The organism is Stenotrophomonas sp., assembly GCF_032056425.1.
Classification (GTDB): Bacteria; Pseudomonadota; Gammaproteobacteria; order Xanthomonadales; family Xanthomonadaceae; genus Stenotrophomonas.
On sequence record NZ_DAMBCN010000013.1, the window covers coordinates 21,136 to 36,898 of the forward strand.

General features: G+C 61.5%; 17 protein-coding genes and 1 pseudogene. All 18 read right to left on the reverse strand.

Annotation, left to right across the window (positions count from 1 at the left end):
• Positions 1–70 precede the first annotated feature (70 nt).
• The 18 genes and pseudogenes from RTY46_RS10370 to RTY46_RS10455 all read right to left on the reverse strand — a co-directional run bounded on the left by RTY46_RS10370 (position 71) and on the right by RTY46_RS10455 (position 15,721).
• Positions 71–1,072 (reverse strand): DUF4189 domain-containing protein, encoded by a 1,002-nt coding sequence (locus tag RTY46_RS10370; protein ID WP_312708213.1) that lies wholly within the window; start codon positions 1,070–1,072, stop codon positions 71–73.
• 22 nt (positions 1,073–1,094) lie between these two features.
• Positions 1,095–1,562 carry a DUF4189 domain-containing protein gene (locus RTY46_RS10375; RefSeq protein ID WP_312708215.1) on the reverse strand — a complete coding sequence of 156 codons (468 nt, stop codon included), beginning with the start codon at positions 1,560–1,562 and terminating at the stop codon, positions 1,095–1,097.
• Positions 1,562–1,705: a hypothetical protein gene (locus RTY46_RS10380; RefSeq protein ID WP_312708216.1), complete on the reverse strand. Its 144-nt coding sequence runs from the start codon at positions 1,703–1,705 to the stop codon at positions 1,562–1,564. Before RTY46_RS10380 ends, RTY46_RS10375 begins: the two co-directional genes overlap by 1 nt.
• Before the next feature lie 255 nt (positions 1,706–1,960).
• Positions 1,961–2,479, reverse strand: coding sequence for a DUF4189 domain-containing protein (locus tag RTY46_RS10385; RefSeq protein ID WP_312708217.1), 519 nt, complete (start codon positions 2,477–2,479; stop codon positions 1,961–1,963).
• A gap of 38 nt (positions 2,480–2,517) precedes the next feature.
• Positions 2,518–2,763 (reverse strand): annotated as a pseudogene (locus RTY46_RS10390) (hypothetical protein); the annotation flags it as partial.
• Between the two features lie 211 nt (positions 2,764–2,974).
• On the reverse strand, positions 2,975–3,502 hold the full coding sequence (locus RTY46_RS10395; protein WP_312708219.1) for a DUF4189 domain-containing protein: 528 nt from the start codon (positions 3,500–3,502) through the stop codon (positions 2,975–2,977).
• A 90-nt stretch (positions 3,503–3,592) separates the two neighbouring features.
• The gene (locus RTY46_RS10400; protein WP_312708221.1) at positions 3,593–4,135 is read right to left on the reverse strand and encodes a DUF4189 domain-containing protein; all 543 of its coding nucleotides are present in this window, start codon (positions 4,133–4,135) and stop codon (positions 3,593–3,595) included.
• Between the two features lie 681 nt (positions 4,136–4,816).
• Positions 4,817–5,356, reverse strand: a complete 540-nt coding sequence (locus RTY46_RS10405) for a DUF4189 domain-containing protein (protein ID WP_312708223.1) — start codon at positions 5,354–5,356, stop codon at positions 4,817–4,819.
• Positions 5,357–5,741: 385 nt separating this feature from the next.
• Positions 5,742–6,350, reverse strand: coding sequence for a DUF4189 domain-containing protein (locus RTY46_RS10410; protein WP_312708225.1), 609 nt, complete (start codon positions 6,348–6,350; stop codon positions 5,742–5,744).
• The gene (locus RTY46_RS10415) at positions 6,265–7,425 is read right to left on the reverse strand and encodes a type IV secretion system protein (protein WP_312708317.1); all 1,161 of its coding nucleotides are present in this window, start codon (positions 7,423–7,425) and stop codon (positions 6,265–6,267) included. The genes RTY46_RS10410 and RTY46_RS10415 overlap by 86 nt, the downstream gene beginning before the upstream one ends.
• Before the next feature lie 81 nt (positions 7,426–7,506).
• Positions 7,507–8,310, reverse strand: coding sequence for a hypothetical protein (locus RTY46_RS10420; RefSeq protein WP_312708227.1), 804 nt, complete (start codon positions 8,308–8,310; stop codon positions 7,507–7,509).
• A 46-nt stretch (positions 8,311–8,356) separates the two neighbouring features.
• The gene (locus tag RTY46_RS10425; RefSeq protein WP_312708229.1) at positions 8,357–10,798 is read right to left on the reverse strand and encodes a VirB4 family type IV secretion/conjugal transfer ATPase; all 2,442 of its coding nucleotides are present in this window, start codon (positions 10,796–10,798) and stop codon (positions 8,357–8,359) included.
• A gap of 86 nt (positions 10,799–10,884) precedes the next feature.
• Complete coding sequence (locus tag RTY46_RS10430; protein WP_312708230.1) at positions 10,885–11,193, reverse strand: VirB3 family type IV secretion system protein; 309 nt, start codon at positions 11,191–11,193, stop codon at positions 10,885–10,887.
• Positions 11,186–11,599: a TrbC/VirB2 family protein gene (locus RTY46_RS10435; protein ID WP_312708231.1), complete on the reverse strand. Its 414-nt coding sequence runs from the start codon at positions 11,597–11,599 to the stop codon at positions 11,186–11,188. Before RTY46_RS10435 ends, RTY46_RS10430 begins: the two co-directional genes overlap by 8 nt.
• A gap of 74 nt (positions 11,600–11,673) precedes the next feature.
• Positions 11,674–12,636, reverse strand: coding sequence for a lytic transglycosylase domain-containing protein (locus RTY46_RS10440; protein WP_312708233.1), 963 nt, complete (start codon positions 12,634–12,636; stop codon positions 11,674–11,676).
• A 3-nt stretch (positions 12,637–12,639) separates the two neighbouring features.
• Positions 12,640–13,683, reverse strand: a complete 1,044-nt coding sequence (gene virB11 / locus RTY46_RS10445; protein WP_312708234.1) for a P-type DNA transfer ATPase VirB11 — start codon at positions 13,681–13,683, stop codon at positions 12,640–12,642.
• Positions 13,684–13,697: 14 nt separating this feature from the next.
• On the reverse strand, positions 13,698–14,945 hold the full coding sequence (locus RTY46_RS10450) for a TrbI/VirB10 family protein (protein ID WP_312708236.1): 1,248 nt from the start codon (positions 14,943–14,945) through the stop codon (positions 13,698–13,700).
• Positions 14,942–15,721: a TrbG/VirB9 family P-type conjugative transfer protein gene (locus tag RTY46_RS10455; RefSeq protein WP_312708237.1), complete on the reverse strand. Its 780-nt coding sequence runs from the start codon at positions 15,719–15,721 to the stop codon at positions 14,942–14,944. The genes RTY46_RS10450 and RTY46_RS10455 overlap by 4 nt, the downstream gene beginning before the upstream one ends.
• Positions 15,722–15,763: the final 42 nt, after the last annotated feature.

The window sequence follows — 15,763 nt, forward strand, 5'->3', positions numbered from 1 at the left end:
TGATCACAGAAGATCAGGCAATCGCCACGCCATCAGCGGCGCCGGCCGGCATAGCGCGGCCAGCGCCCCATTACATGCAGTTGTTGAACACCAAGGGGCAGTATCTGGCGCCGCTGTCGACACAGTCGCCTACCGCCGCCTCTTCCGCCTCGGGAAGTTTCTTAGCGACCGCTGCGAACGTCTGCACGACCTCGCTGTCCTTGCCACGGCTGCGTACCACCGCCGCACACTGGCCAAGCGTGAAGGCCGCCGCCACCTTGCAGTCACTGGCGTTGCACTGCTTGACCGCCGTGTCACGCGCATCGCGTTCATTCACGCCGATGTGGATTGCATAGGCCTTGGGTGCAGCACCGACGGCGATCGCGGACCAGGCCTGCGCCATGTTGGCAACCGTGCGTCCATCCTTGGCGGTACCGGTGGACACCCCGCGCTTCTCCAACGGTTTGGCGATGAACTCCGCAGCGCCCGGGAAGGGCTCGAACCGGGGATCGGCCACCTTGCCCAGTACGTTCAACGAGACACGCTGGATGAAGCGTTCTGCCGCCTTGTAACCGTACTTCCAGCCGGTACAGAACGCCTGCTCGGGCGGGCTCGTGCACTCCCCGCCAGCCGCAGAACAGGTCGCCTTCGCCGCGGCGCCCGCGTCGTGCTTGCTTCCGCCCTGGCCCAGGTACATTCCGCCCTGCCCGCTGTATGCCGGCGCCACGCAGGTGTTGGCGAACGTCACTATCGGGTAGCAGACGCCCTTGCACGCCTTCATGGCGTTGGTCAGTGCATCGTTCTTGGTTTCATTGTTGAGGTGGACATGCCATGAGCCATCTTCCGTATTGACCGCCAGTGATCCCCACCAGTCGCGCTTTGCATCCTTCCGCAGCTGCGCATTGCGTGCAGCGAGGATGTTGCGCGCAATCTGGTCGGCGATGTAGTCCTCTTCGGTATAGACATACGCGCTGGCCTGCTGGCTCTGCTGCCACTGCACGTAGTTGTTGACGTTCTGCGCGTGCTGTTGCATCTGGGCCTGCCGGCCATTCTGCGCCACGGCCGGCAGCGCCGCGCACATCAGCAGTGCCACACCCAGCGACGCCCAGCGGCGGTCAGAAGCAGTATTCACCCTGCACCCCGCACTTCTTTGCACCCGACGCCTGGCAGCGCTCCAGGGCCTTGCTGCTCAACTCGGGGGCTTTGGTCGTGCGGCCGTCAGCCACCTCCACGAACGTTGCCCGGACATTGGGCCTGGAATCAGCATCGCTGGCGATGGCCATGCAGTGATGCCGGACCGGGAACACGACCAGGTCCTCGCACCCACCCCACTTCTGGTTGCAGTCACGCTTGGCCATCAGTCTGGCCTCAACCTGCGATCCGCCAACAGCGGTCACCACCTGCTGCTTGGCATCACTGACGGCCATGCCGATGAACATCTCGATGCCCTCGGGCAGCTGCGCCGTCATCGTCCCAGGCGGCGGCAACCCCTCCAGTCCAGAGGCCTGCTGTGCCTGCACGCCACTGGCCAATGCCAGCTGGACCAGCAATCCCAATCCCAGAAAACCAGCACTCATCCGCATCACATTCTCCTTTCCATGTCGGGTGCCATCGGGCGCGGCCCATCCAGGCCGCAGGCAAAGATGACCCGCCCGTCGGTCGCGTGCGGGAACGCCACCGGTGCCACTCCGCCGGCCAGCATCGCAACGCGGGCGGGAATCTGCATGAGTCGTTCCTTCGTACTACGCGATTGTGTTCGACACGCCAGATGCACTGCAGCACGGCGCACAGCGTGTCATTGTCCCCAGGGGCAGCGCGCCGAGTTCGCGTGCCCGACAGGTACGATACCGCGCCCCATCTCTGCGCAGTATCAGAGTATTCCTACATGCGATGTGGGCACGCTGGGTGCAACTGCGTGCAAGCAGGGCAATGGACGCCCCCGGGGCAAGGAGCGTGGCAGCGGGCCCGACCGCGGCTGGATTCAGCCTTCCTGGAAGAATGCTTTGGTGCAGTCCGAATGAACGAACGTGCACTCCTGGCTTCCGGTGGCCTTACAGTCCTGGATCGCCCGTTCCTGCGCCTGTCGTTTGGTTGCGCCCGTGTGGAACATCACTCCATTATGCGGACGCGTTGCACCCACTGCGGCGTAGCATTGATTGTAGTAAGTAAAGACCACCTCACAATCGGTAGCACCGCCCAAGCCACATCGCTCGAGCGCTTGTCGCTCCGCCGCCCCCTTCGCTTGATGCCCCGTGGCTGAACCCGCATCACCGGTAGCAGAGCTCGCGACAGCGCCCCATGTCTTCACCCAATAACCAGGGTTCTCCACCGGCGCGCCCCGCCCGCTGCCAGGGATAGGGGCACACCCTCCAACACCCTGGCCGCCAATCGGGTATTGGCCTGAAGGGCAACGCCCCTCGGCAAATGCGGTGCCGATAGACAATGACCCAAGCAACAGCATTGTCATGCAACCAGCCTTCCTCAAATTCCTCAGGCTCATCGGACCAGCTCCTGATTTCCTTGATTTGTGGAATACAGCACCAGCGTGTCGTTGCGCGCGGCCAGCTGCCAGCGGCCACGACCACCACCGCGCAGCAACAGCAGCACCCGGTTGGGACCGTGCTGGCCGGGCGACAGCCCTTGCGGCAACGGCTGGTCGATCACCAGCAACGGGTACTGGACGCCCTCGCCGTTGCGCTCGCCGCGCACGGCTTCCAGCAGGTTCGCACCGGAGGGGACAAATGCCAGGGCATCGTCCATGTGCGCGCCACTTTCCTTCCCCATCCCCTCCCACTCCTTCGAGAACGCCACGTCGACCGCCATCGCGGATCATAGCGCCGGGCGTGGCGCGTCGGGGAAGCTGGCAAGCATCACCCGTCGGGCGGGCACAGTCCTCATGGACGGGAAAGCTCCTCAGGCTCCCGACGTCGAAATCTTCCCAAGCAGAAAAGCACGCTGGATCACAAAACAACGCACTACTACTAATCGAAACACGCTATGGAATGAAGATGTCTGCGGTGCACTTGGTTCTTGCGACCCGACACTGGTGCGGAGAGAGCTGCTTCCCGCTCGCCTTCGCGGCGCACTGCTGCATGGCGACAATCACCGCACCCTGCTCGGACATGGCGGCGACGACACTGGTCGTCCCGGTGTCCAGGCCTGCGTGGGCGACCGCCACACACTGCCCTTGGAACAGCGTGGCCAGCGTGCACTCACCCTTGCCGAATTCCTTGCACTCCTTCAACGCCTCGCGCTTGGCCTTCCGCTGCGATCGCATCGAATTGCTGATGAAGGTGTCGCCACGGGAATCCATCGCCACACCGGCGACTGTCTGCGCCCAGTTCGGGCGGTTGCTGTACTGCGAGCCTGCTGCGTTCTGCGGGATGGGCGCGCACCCTTGCACACCCTGGCCGCCGATGGGATACATGCCTTGTGGGCAATTGCCTTCCGCCAAGGCCGTGAGCGGCAGCATGCCGGCGATCAGCAGCAGGCACAGAAACAGCGTTCTTTGGAGTCCTTTCATTGTTGCTCCTGGTGATGGCCTGTTAGGCAGGCGGGTCGTGCCCGTGTCGTTGTCGCGCGGGCGGCGGAGCGCCCGTGATGGACCCGCAGTTCAGAACTTCTCGAACTTCGGCAGGCTGCAGGCGGAGTAGAAGACCTTGCACTTTTTGCCTGTCGTATCCTTGCAGAACTTCGCCGCGTTCTTCTGGGCGTCTTTGATGGTCTTGCCCTTTGCATAGCCGCTCATGTTCCCTTCGACGTCAGCACTACGCAAAAGCCACGCAACGCATTGATTGTAATAGGTCATGACGACTTTACAGTCCTTGGCACCTTCCGCTCCACACATACTGGCTGCTTCAGCCAAGGCGCCCTGAGGCGTCTCGTTGTCGGCGGCTACGCCGACTACTGTAGTGCTCTCGGACTGCATGATGGCGCCGTATCTTTCATACCAGCGGCCCTTAGTTTGAGCAGGCATGGGTGGCGCATCGTCCTGACCACCTTGGCCTGCACCTGGAATGGCAGCGCATCCGCTCGCACCGCGCCCTCCCACCGGATAAGAGCCGGGTGGACAGCTACCGCCTTCAGCAAATGCGCTGCTTGCAGGTAGGATCGCCAAAACGATGATCAGAACGCAAAATACAATCGATTTCTTCATCCTGAAACCTCAACTCCAGATTGCCGCGCGTGCAAGGCAATGCACTTAGAACCAATCCGGCAAACACTCCAAAGTTCGAAGCTACTGCCATCTGTTGACTCGGCAAAGCGACAGCCCGGAATTGGAGCAGCAAATGCCGCGTGTTGAATTGGCCGGCCAATCAGCGGTAGTGCCTGAACTCGGACATACTGCATGCAGAGTAAACAATTTCACATTCAGCGCCCCCATTCGCCGCCGCGCACTCTTTCAAGCCGAGCGCCTCAGCTTTTCCGGTCGTTTCAGCACTAGCAAAATACGAAACACTCCTCCTTCCTGATCCGATGGCACTCGTCAAATCCGCAATAACGGCACATCGGTCATGGTAGGTTAGGTGGACTACGCATCTCTTGCCTCCGCGCTGCGAGCAAGCATCCAGGGCAGCCCTCCTGGCATCCTGCTTTGGCTTTCGAGAGACAGCAACGCTGGTTGGCGTTACGGCCCCAACCGGAACGTCCTCATCCTCTGCAATTGCACCCCAGCGTGACTCCCACTTGCGTGCAGGAACTGGTGCTGGTGGCATAGGCGGAAGGTCACTATATTCACCCTGAAGCGAGCGGTAGTGAGCATCCAGCCCATGCCGCCCTGCTACTTAACTCAAGCATTTACGGACAACCATCCGGCGGCGTCTCTTTTTGCGATCGACTATTTGAACGACCTGAATTCGGACATGCTGCACGCGGAGTAGACAACCGAGCAGTTGGCACCATTTGAATCTGCGCTACACCGCTTCAACGCGTTTTCCTTGGCAATTTCCACATTCTCAGCACCTGCCGCCACGGACGTACCATTCACGGTGCTTTTCGGGGGATCTGCAAGCGCCACGCATTGGTTGTTGTAGGTAAAAATAACGGCGCACTTCTGCCCGCCAGCAACACGGCACTGCTCAAGAGCGACAGACTGCGCCTCAGCTTTTGACTTTCTTGATTCAGACACCCCTGTGCCGCGCACAACACCACGAGCATTTGCGCTAACGTCGTCTGCAATTGCACCCCAGCGCTTTTCCCATTTCCCCGAAGGAACTGGAGCTGCCGGTGCCGAGGCGCCGCTGCCCCACCCCGGTATGGGGGCGCAGCCAAGCACGCCCTGTGAACTGCCAACAGGATACTGACCGGGCGGACACCTACCTTCGGCATAGGCAACCGTGGCAGAAGAAAGCAAACCCAGTAGAAGGAGCAATCGCATCAAATCTCTCCTGCACGGGCCGAATAACTTCCCCTATTCGGTGCGTTGCGCAACGAGCCCATAGGCTTCACACCAGCCTGAGAACCCGCACCGCCACCCATTATCGATCGACCATGGACTGGTGAAGCAACACCGCCGGACGCACGGGAAGGATTGGTCGTCTGAGGCGGCACATTACTACCCGGGGGCTGCCTATTAGGACCCGGCGTCGGTGCTATTGGACTGCCGCCTCTCTGCGAACATGCCATGAAGCCACCCAGTGCTCCGTGGAAGAACATCGCCGAGATTGGGGCGCAGTCAAGAGCAGGGTCGTCAGGATCAAGCCTATGCCGCTCTGCTGTATCACCTGCGTCGTCGACTGAACAGCCTAGCCACCCCGCGCAGATCAATAAGAAATGAATTCGGGCTTGGCGCAATCAGAATATACAACCTTGCATTGATCCAAGCCGGCCTTCACACAATCGCCCATGACTCTTTCTGTCGCCTGGTCCTTTGACGCACCGGTGTTCGCCCTGGCCTGCTTGTTTTTGTGGTCCGTTGCGAACGCTACACACTGGTTCTTGAAGGCCGTCAAATTATGGCAATCGCTCGCGCCTTCAGTCATACACCGGGTCTGCGCCTCGTCAACAGCCGCAGATTTTTTCTTCTGGCCAACGGACACCCCAACAGCACCCGATGCAGGTGATACAGAAATAGCTCCCCATGTTTTGATCCAACGGCCGGTCGGGCGAGGTGCCGCTTGGGTCCCTCCCTCGCCTCCTGGGATCGGAGCGCACCCTCCAACGCCTTGACCGCCCACTGGGTACTGTCCCGGAGGACAGCGCCCCTCCGCCAAGGCTGATCCAATGGTCAGCAAGGTGATCAGTGCCAAGAAGATGCGCGGAATACAATGCATTGTGACCTCCCCATCAATTGCCGCTATTTCTCTGTGCCGCTCGCATCCCCGAATCCTGATTGGGGGACGACCCAGCTTGTGAACCAAAGATTCTCTCATTGGTCTGCCACGCAGAGTTCGATGGGCTCAAAGCCCCCCCCTGTGCGGGCGCCGCCGGCACATAGCTACCCGGGGGCTGCCCATTAGGACCCGGCGTCGGCGCTATTGGACTGCCGCCTATCTGCGAATATGCCATGAAGCCACCCAGTGTTCCCTGGAAGAACATCGCCGCCATTGGGGGCACAGTCAGGATCAGGGTCGTAAGGATCAAGCCCATGCCGCCCTGCTGCATCGCCTGCGCGTTCAGACCCTCGTTGGATATGCCCTTGATCAGGAAGGTGTTGACCAGCGCCGATGTCCAGAACGCCGCCGCCACGCGAATCACCATATCCAGCGCAATCGACACCATGGCAGAGAGAACCGCCATCGAGAACATCGTGCCTATGCCGTAGAACAGCCACTTCTGGAAGAACTGCTTGGTCTGCTCGAACAGCAGACAAAGGATGAACAGCGGCCCCAACCCGATGAAGAGGGCCATTGCGACTTCGTAGAGCAGCAGCATCGAACCGGCGGTAACCGCCGGGCCTCCCGTGCCCAGCGCAATAAGGTACTGGGAGCGGGCCTTATCAGCCTGCAGCCCCTGATCGTCGATGATCTTGATCGAATCGATGGTGGACAACGCGACCTGCATCCAGGCAAGGCTGCGGTCGATCTGGTCTTCCGGCTTCTCGTTCTTGCCGGTCACCACTGTGGTGATCACGCCCTTCACGTCACCGGTGAGGAACTTCTGCAGGCTTGTCCCGAACATCGCAAAGCTGGTCGCCACGCTGACGATGAGGGCCGCCCGGGCAACGTTGGTCACCAACACCATCATGGAATCGCGGCTGCGGCCGGTCACGATGCGATAACCCTGCACCAGAACCCACAACGTCATGAGCGTGAGGGCCATGCCACCGACCCACTTCATCATGCGCTTCATCATGTCCAGACCAAATTCATTGATCCGATCGTGAAGGAAGTCGAGGATCAGGCGGAAGAACACGAAGTCGCCGATGGACTGGACACGCACCGCGTAGCCCAGCAGATCATGCAACCCGCCTGAGAAATCAAAACCGAAAATCGACCAGATCGACATTTCCACAATCCCTTGGTAGTCCCACTGCTGCCAGGCGCATTCGCCGGCAGCCATGCTGCTCGTCCATTCAAGGATGCAGCGTTACTTGACGCTCAGCGCAGCCTTCAGTGCGGCGGTCTTGACCAGCTCACTGACGAACTTCTTGCCACCCGGCTCGCCTTTCAGCGCAGCCTCGGCGACAACGCGCTGATTGGCCTCCATTACCTCGATGTAGGCGTCATAGGCCTTCATGCGCGCCTGCCAGGACTGCGCCTGCACGGCGAGCTCATTCGCCGTTCTCAGCGAATCACTGTTGACGGCATCAACATTGCCCCGGAGGTTACCCAGCTTGCGAAGATTGTTGATCGCCGTCATCAGCTGATCCATGCTGGGAATCGTATCGTTGATGAACTTGACCGAATCGTTGTACTTCCGGTTCTGCATCATGCGGATGTTCACGCAGATCTGCCGCTGCTGAACCTTCCAGTCGCCTTCTGGCTTGAAGTTGAAAAGGCTGAAGAGCGTATCAACCGACAGTCCATTCCCCGTTCCGCACGATTCCGCTACCAGATAGTCTTCAGGAACCGGAGTCAGAATCGCTCCCGGTGGAAGACCAAACGACTTGAATATTCCGTACGCCTCGATCATGGCATCCGAAATCTGCTTCAGCACCGCCAGCCAGCGCGTGTTGTCCTTGACGTACTCGTACATCGTCTGCAGGCGACCCATCATGGTCTCGAACCAGCCAGCGCCGTCGAACACGGGCACACCGCCGGCGACGGCGGTGGTGGGCGCCCCGGCGCCGAATGCAAGCGCCAGGCCCACGGCCAGCGCAGCAAATCGTGGCTTGATCCGGCCGCCAGACCGCGCCGTGTTTCCGACTGCCATGTTCATTGCCGTTTTCATTCTGTTCTCCATACTCAATGCGTAAGCGTCCCTGAAGCGCAGTGCTTCAGGCGGCCTCTTCCTTGTCGGGGGTCGAGCGCGAACCCTTGCGCTGTTTGTAGAAGTCTTCCAACCACTGTTCCGGCGTCAGTTCATCCACCGTCACGCGGGCGCGGACCGCAGCGGTCTGCAGCACGCGGTGCATCACGTCGATATTGTCGGTAGACGCCGAAATCACCGACAGAATGTCATCCATGCCGCGCAGGTTGAGCTGGCAGACACTGGATGCGTGGCCCTGCTTCACCAGGAAACAGCGCGAGCGCTCGTCCAGTGCGGTGACCACGCGGAATTCGGCCTCGGTCAGTTTGAGGCCGTCCATGTAATCGCTCTTGCTGGCGTTCGGGTTCGGCAGCAGGATCAGGGTAGCCGTCTGCTCGATCAACGCCGCGGAAATGTCGCTCTTCAACGCGTCTTCCGGGCTCTGCGTGGCGAAGATGCCCAGGCCGTTCTGCTTACGGATGGTCTTCTGCTTGTTCTTGGCGAACTCCTTCAGGCCACCCTCGCCGTCGAGGATCTTCCAGAATTCATCCATCACGTAGATCAGCGGACGACCGTCGATCAGCGACTCCAGACGGTGCAGCAGGTAGTTGATGACCGGCACGCGCACTTCGGGGTTGTCGATGATGTCGGTGTAGTCAAAGCCAATGATGTTGGCCTTGCTCAGGTCTACCGTGTCGACCGGATTGTCGAACACCCAGCCCAGCGAATTGCCCGACGTCCAGCGGCGCATGCGCGCATACAAGCCATCGTCGCCCATGTTGGGCAGGCTCTTCTGGAAGTTGGTCATGCTGCGCAGGTGCATCGGCGTGTCGAGCATGCTCTCCACCGCGCGGTAGATGTCATCTTCCTCGCGGGCGCTGTACTCGCGCTTGCCGGCCAGCACCTTGATGAGGTCGGCCAGGAACTGCACATTGGCTTCGTTGTTCTCGCACTGGAACGGATTGAATCCGGTCGGTGCGCCGTTCTCCAGGGCCAGGTAGTTGCCGCCGCAGGCGCGCACGAAAATCTCGGCACCGCGGTCCTTGTCGAAGAAGAAGATGGTCGGTGACGGCTCGTACTTCTGCACCTGGCTGAGCAGGAAGTTGATGAGCGCGGTTTTACCGGTACCGGACTTGCCGATCACCATGGTGTTGGCGATGGCCTTTTCACCCAGCGAGTTTTCCGACGGGTGGGTGGCGTGGAAGTTGAAGTAGTACGGCTGCCCGTTGGTGGTCTGCAACGTGGTGACGCAGTCGCCCCACGGATTATTGTGCTGCTTGCCGGTGGCGAAGTTGTGCAGCGGCGAAAGGCCGAGGAAGTTCAGCGAGCTGACATTGGCCAGACGCGTGCGGTAGCGCCAGTTGCCCGGCAGCTGCGAGTAGAACGAGGAGGTGACGGCAAGGTCTTCCTTGGTCGACACGAAACCGGCATTGGACAGCTCGGCGCGGGTCGTGGCGACGTTCTGTGACAGCCTGGCCTGGCTGTCGCCGTACACCGTCATGATGAAGTGGTACTCGCCCAGAACGAAGTTGCCGGAGGACAGCTGGTCCATCGCCTGGTCAAGCTCGACGATCTGGCTCACTGCCTTGTCGCCGGAGGAGATCATCATGCCCTTGGTACGGTCCAGCACCTTCAGTGCGTCCTGGCGCCCCATGGGGCTGAACGAATGGGTGATGACGTACTCGTAATCCAGGTACTTCAGGCCATTGAGAATGCCCGGGTAGGTGCCCTCGGCATACTCCTTGATGTTGAGGATGGCGCCGAAGTGGTTGGCACCATTGGGGGTATTGATGACGAAGTCACCGGTCTTGGCCGAGAACATGTGCCGGCTGACCGGCAGGTAATCCTTCACCGGCGCGGACAGCACCGGAACCGGCTCGTCGATGCGGTTGATGAGGTAACCGAACAGCTCCAGCGTTTCGGAGAACACCACGCCGTTCTTGGCCTCGTACATGCCCAAGCGGTACGGCGCGTAGTCACGGATGACGGCCTCGACATTGCCGGCCAGCTCCAGCAGCTTTTCGATCGCCTGTTCCTGCTCCGCGCGCAGCTTCTCAATATTGGCCGACTTCTCGACGAAGCGCTTACCGGCCACCACCGGACGATAGATCATCGTCAGGTACAGCTCGTTCTGCATGATGCGCTGCGAGGACAGCATGCCCATGTACTGGTCGGAAACGTCCTGGTTGAAACGCTGCTTGAACGAGCTCTTTCCCTTCAGCGTGCGGCGGCGACGGATGTCATGTACCCAGAATGCAACATTGACGAAATCCGGCGCGCGCAGGGTCTGCAACAGACGGTTGAAGGTGTTGTGCCGATGTTCCAGCTCCCATTCTTCGCGCCCCACGAACGGAAGGCCTTCCAGATGCCAGGTCAGCAGGAAGTCACCGCCCGTGGTCTTCACCACGTTCGGGGCTACATGCGATGACAGGGGAATGAATTCGCTGATGGAGGTGTCTGGGCTGAACATACGACTGCTTCCAATGGGATACGACCGACGGAAAACACGGGGGGCTCGCGGCGGCCCTGCAGGGGCCGCCGGAACCGGACCGGCCCTCAATCCATGCGGGCCGGCTTGTCGCGGTAGTGATTAGGGTTGAACACCCACATGCCATCGTGTTCGCGCACGTTACGAACTCTGAGTTTGACCATCAGGCGCAATCCCAGCAGTCGGAAGATCATCTCGTCGCGCTTGGCCATCTGCCGCATGATGAAAATGGCGACGGGAATGGTCAGCAGGAACCAGAAGTTCGTATACATGCTGAGCAGCAGCAGTCCGCCTGCCACCATGAAAAATGGCAGATAGGGCACGCCCAGGAACATGGCCGGGCGGGTGCAGCCACGAAACACGACGTTCTTATGCACCGTAGATCTGACCGACGTGCTTGAGGGCTTCGACGGTCATGGTGACACCGCCACCCACGCCGTCGCAGGAACCGGCGTCCTTGCCCAGCAGCATGCGGGCGATCTGGCCGGCCGCGCCGATCAGCACGCCACCAATCAGGATCGGGGCCACGTCGCCGATGCGCTTGTGGGCGAAGGCGATCTGGTAGCCGGCGAAGACCACGGCGATGGTCACCACGGCGATGGACGCCATGTTGAGCAGGCCGTTGACATTGGTGAAGAAGCCGCAGACGCGCTCGTCAGTGCCGCCGTAGTCGGTGCCCGCGAAAGCCTGGGGGGCGAAAAGCACACCGGCGAATGCGACGGCCATGAGCATGGTCTTCAGCGTGCGCTGGGCCTGTACGACGTCGAGATTGAACTGCTTCATGGATGGATTTTCCTTGTTGATGGACTAACACAACTGAATCGACCGGCCGGGGGACCAGTCGCACCACGACTTCGTCAGAACACGAAGGCCGCATCCCCTGCGGGAATCTGTCGGACCGGCGCGGCAGGTGCCGCCGCCGGTGCGTTGTAAACATTTCCAGGTGCTGCTGCCGGCTGATTGCGTTCGTTCCACGAACGCAGCATCACCGGTGCCTCATTGCCGCCGACGACGGCACCCGGCAACTGCTGGGGCATGCCCTGGGACGGCGGCTGTGCCGTGGCCTGCGGCAACTGCTGCGGCAAGCCCTGGGGTGCCTGCCCCTGCGGTTGCATTGCGCGGTCCACCGAGCCCAGCACGACCCGGGACAGTGCCTGGTCGGCGATGTTCAGCAGACTGCCGCGGGCCATCGCGCCGGCGGAGGGATAGACGGTGTAAGCGCGCGCAGGGTCGTTGGAGGGCACGTACACCGGGGCCGCGTTCTGCGCCACGATCCGCGCTTCCATCGGCGAGGCGCTCTGCGGGTGATGTTCGACCTTCACCACGCGGCGCTCGCCGCGGTTGACCACGTCGATGGGCGCTGCGCCGTTGCTGGCCAGCCGCTGGCCGCGGCGCATCGAGTCGTAGATCTTCTGCACGTAACCGTGCCGGAAGCCGGTCTCGAAATTGCCCGAGTAGTAGCAGCTGAACGACTTGCCCCAGTCCTGGCCGGAGCGCTTGTAGCACTCGGCCAGGATGCGTGAGCCCGCCTGCAGGTTCGCGCACTGCTGGAACGCTTTCTCGTAGGAATCCAGCCCGTACTTGCCCAGGTTGTAGCGGTTTACCTGGGCCAGGCCAACGGAGAAGTTGTAGCCCTTCTCTTCCAGCATGCGCACGGTGGCAAGCGCCTCATCGAGGGCCTTGGGCTGGCGCACAAGTGCCCCGCCAACCACGCCGATGGCATAGGGGTTGCGGGAGGATTCGACATTGATGACGTGCTGCATCACGTCCATGGAGACGGCCATTTCCGGGCACGCCATCATTTCCAGACCTGGAAGCATGGTTCAACCCTCCTGCCCCTGGGCACGCCCAGGATTGAAGTCGATGCCGGTGATGTAGCGCGCGCCGGCATGCGCTTTTATATGGACGACGATATCGATGGTCATCATCAGCAGCCGCTTGATGACGTTGAACTCCAGGCCCGACCCTTCGCTGGACGCCTTCACCATCAGGGCCAACTGATCCCAGGTCTGCTCGGGGCTGCCCGCGTGGCAGCTGGTGATCGAACCCGGATGGCCGGACGCGCAGTTGCGGATGAAGTAGAACGCCTCGTCGCCGCGCAGCTCGGCCAGGATGATGCGCTCGGGCTTCATGCGCAGGCACGCCTCCATGCAGCTCTTGGCGGTCACGTTGCTGGCGCTCTGCCCCCCCTTCGAGTACAGCAGATGCACGACGTTGGGCTGGGTCAGGAACAGCTCGCGGGCATCCTCGATGGTGACCAGGCGTTCGCTGTCTGGAATGTGATTGACCAGCGCCTTCATGAAGGTGGTCTTGCCGCTGCCGGTCGCACCGGAGACCACGATGTTCTTGCGGTACATCACCGCGCGCCGGAAGAACTCGGCGTACTCGCGGGTATGCCGCAGCTCCAGCAGCTCGCGATCCTGATCGCTCAGGCTCCCGTCCTGTTCGAGTATCTGCGCGAAGAAGCCGTCCTCGTGGTACTGGGTGAGTGACTTGGTGTGCTTGGAGGGCAGACGGATCGTAATGGACACCTTGCCCGCGTCGCAGGCCGGCGGAATCACGAACTGTGCGCGCTGCCCGGTCGGGAACGTGAGCGAGACCACCGGGTCGGCATCGGTGATGCGCTGGCCGGTGTTGCTCTCGTTGACGACCGCGGTGCAGAACTGCCGGGCCCGCTCGAACGTCAGGCTCGGCACGTCCACGCGCTGCCATCCTGCCCGCGTCTCCAGGTACAGCTCACCCGGACGGTTGATACAGATTTCCGTCACCTCAGGCGAAGTCATGTACTCGGCGATGCCCAGCACTTCGTACTGATAGCGCAGGAAATCGCTGGAAACGAGGGCGAGGGGTGACACTTCAGCGTCCATGATCGTTCTGTCGGTTACCGGCGCGGGTTGAGCACGTTGGTGAAATCGACGTCCTTGGCGACGTAGACGTTCACGATGGTGCCCTGGTTGATGGTGACCGTCGGCGGACGGTTGCTGCTGCTCAGCGCATCATTGGCCAGGCGCTCCATGGTGCGGGCGGTGGCGCTTTCATAAGGCGACTGCACGGCAAAGCCGTTGCTGGAAATGGTGGTACTTTCCGGGCCATGTTCCGCGGCGGCGTACTTGAACGCATCAGCGATGAGGCTGACCATCAGCGCCGAGGCGATGCGGCTGCCCCAGTGCGCGCTGTACTGGCCGGGGTGGCCTGCGCCACCGAGCTGGTCGACGCCGGGGCTGGACATGGCCACGTCGATACCATTGGGCGTGGTGATGCGATCCCAGATGACTTCCACGCGCTTGCCCTTCGCACCACCGGCGTAGGCACCGTAGATCTTCGAGCCCTTCGGCAGCAGCAGGCTGCGGCCATTGATGGAATAGACCGGCTCGGTCAGCAGGCAGGAGGTATAGCCCGACAGGTCGGTGATGATGCGGGTTTCCAGCACGCAGCGCAGGTACGTACCGCGCACCAGCAGCGCATCCGGGCTCTGGATGAAGCTTGCACTGGACACATCCTCGACATCCGGACCACGACGGGTACGCGTGTCCTGCGGCGGCTGGCCGTTCTGTGCGCCCATCTGCTGGATCATCATCCGGGTGTATTCGTCCTGCGCGCTGCTCAGCCCGCCCCCCTCGGACGGTCCGTCTCCGTTGCCGACAAAGCCCGGCTGGGCGCCCATCCGGCGCTCGGCCAGGGTTGGGCCACGATCGACGGTTTCACGTCCACCCAGCATCGGGCCGCGATCCGGTTCAACGGCAGGAGCAAGCGGCAGCGGCGGGATGGGCTGCGGCGGCGGCATGGCCGGCTGCGGATCCGGAGCGACCTCGGTCGGCAGCGTCGGCGTACTGGCACGCGCAACCTGCGGCGGCGGCTCGAGCTCGGCCTTGTCGTCGTTGCCCTGGCGGATCAACAGAAAGCCCATCGCCAGCACCAGCACCAGAATGCCGCCCAGGAACAGCAAGGCCTTGCGGTTCAGGCGCTGTTCTTCGGCCGAACGCAGCTGCGGGGCAGCGGCATCAAGATCCGGTGCGTCCTGGGTGCGGGCATTGCCGTAGTACGGGTTGGACGACGTCTCCTGGCTCGCCGGGCCCTGCCCGTACGGGGACTGGTTCGGATCGTTGTCCGGAGTGTTCTGCTGGCTCATTTCTTCACGTTCCTTCGCAGACCGACGACGTAGTCGCCGTGGCGGATGACCAGGTACGGGTAGGTCCCGTGCACGATCAGCGTATTGCCCTCAACGGTGGTGTTGACCACGAAGTCCTCACCGTATTCCTTCTCGCGGCCGAACACTGCCGGGAAAATGCCGGTCTTGTACTCTGGCGAATTCGGTAGCTTGAGATAGGTGAAGCGCCCGTCGTCGTAGGCGTGGACGGGGATCAGCCACCCCATCTTCTTCGCCTTGCTGGTCGAATAGGAGTAATTGAAGTTGTACTGGCGATCCTTGGCCAACTCGGTGCTGAGCAGCGGCTTGGCTTCTTCTTCCACCGCTTCCTGGGCCACGCCGAATACGGTCTCGTTCGGGTAGACGAACTCGATCTTGTACTGCACGCCGGCACGGCGGGCCTGTTCAAGCTGGCGCCAATCGGTGGCCACCACCTTCAGTTCGAAGATGTAGGAATGGGTCTCGGTGCGCACCATCATGTTGGTGTCCACGTCGACGTTCTTCGGCTTGAGGTAGAACACGTTCTCGCGACGGGTCAGTTCCCAGCCGCTGCTGAAGCCGGTGCTGTAGTCGAGGATCTTCTCGTTCGGACTCAGCTCGATCTGGGTGGTCAGACCCAGGCCGGTACGAACCGGGTAGATCCGGTCCTTCTCATACTCGTATCGGTCCACTGCCTGTGCCATCGCCGCGGTGGAAAACACCAGCGACAGCAACGACAGCAGCGCCAATGCGCTCCCCCTGACATTTCGACTACTCATCGGTTGCTTGCTCCATCAGCATTTCCGGTGGATTGGTTCTGT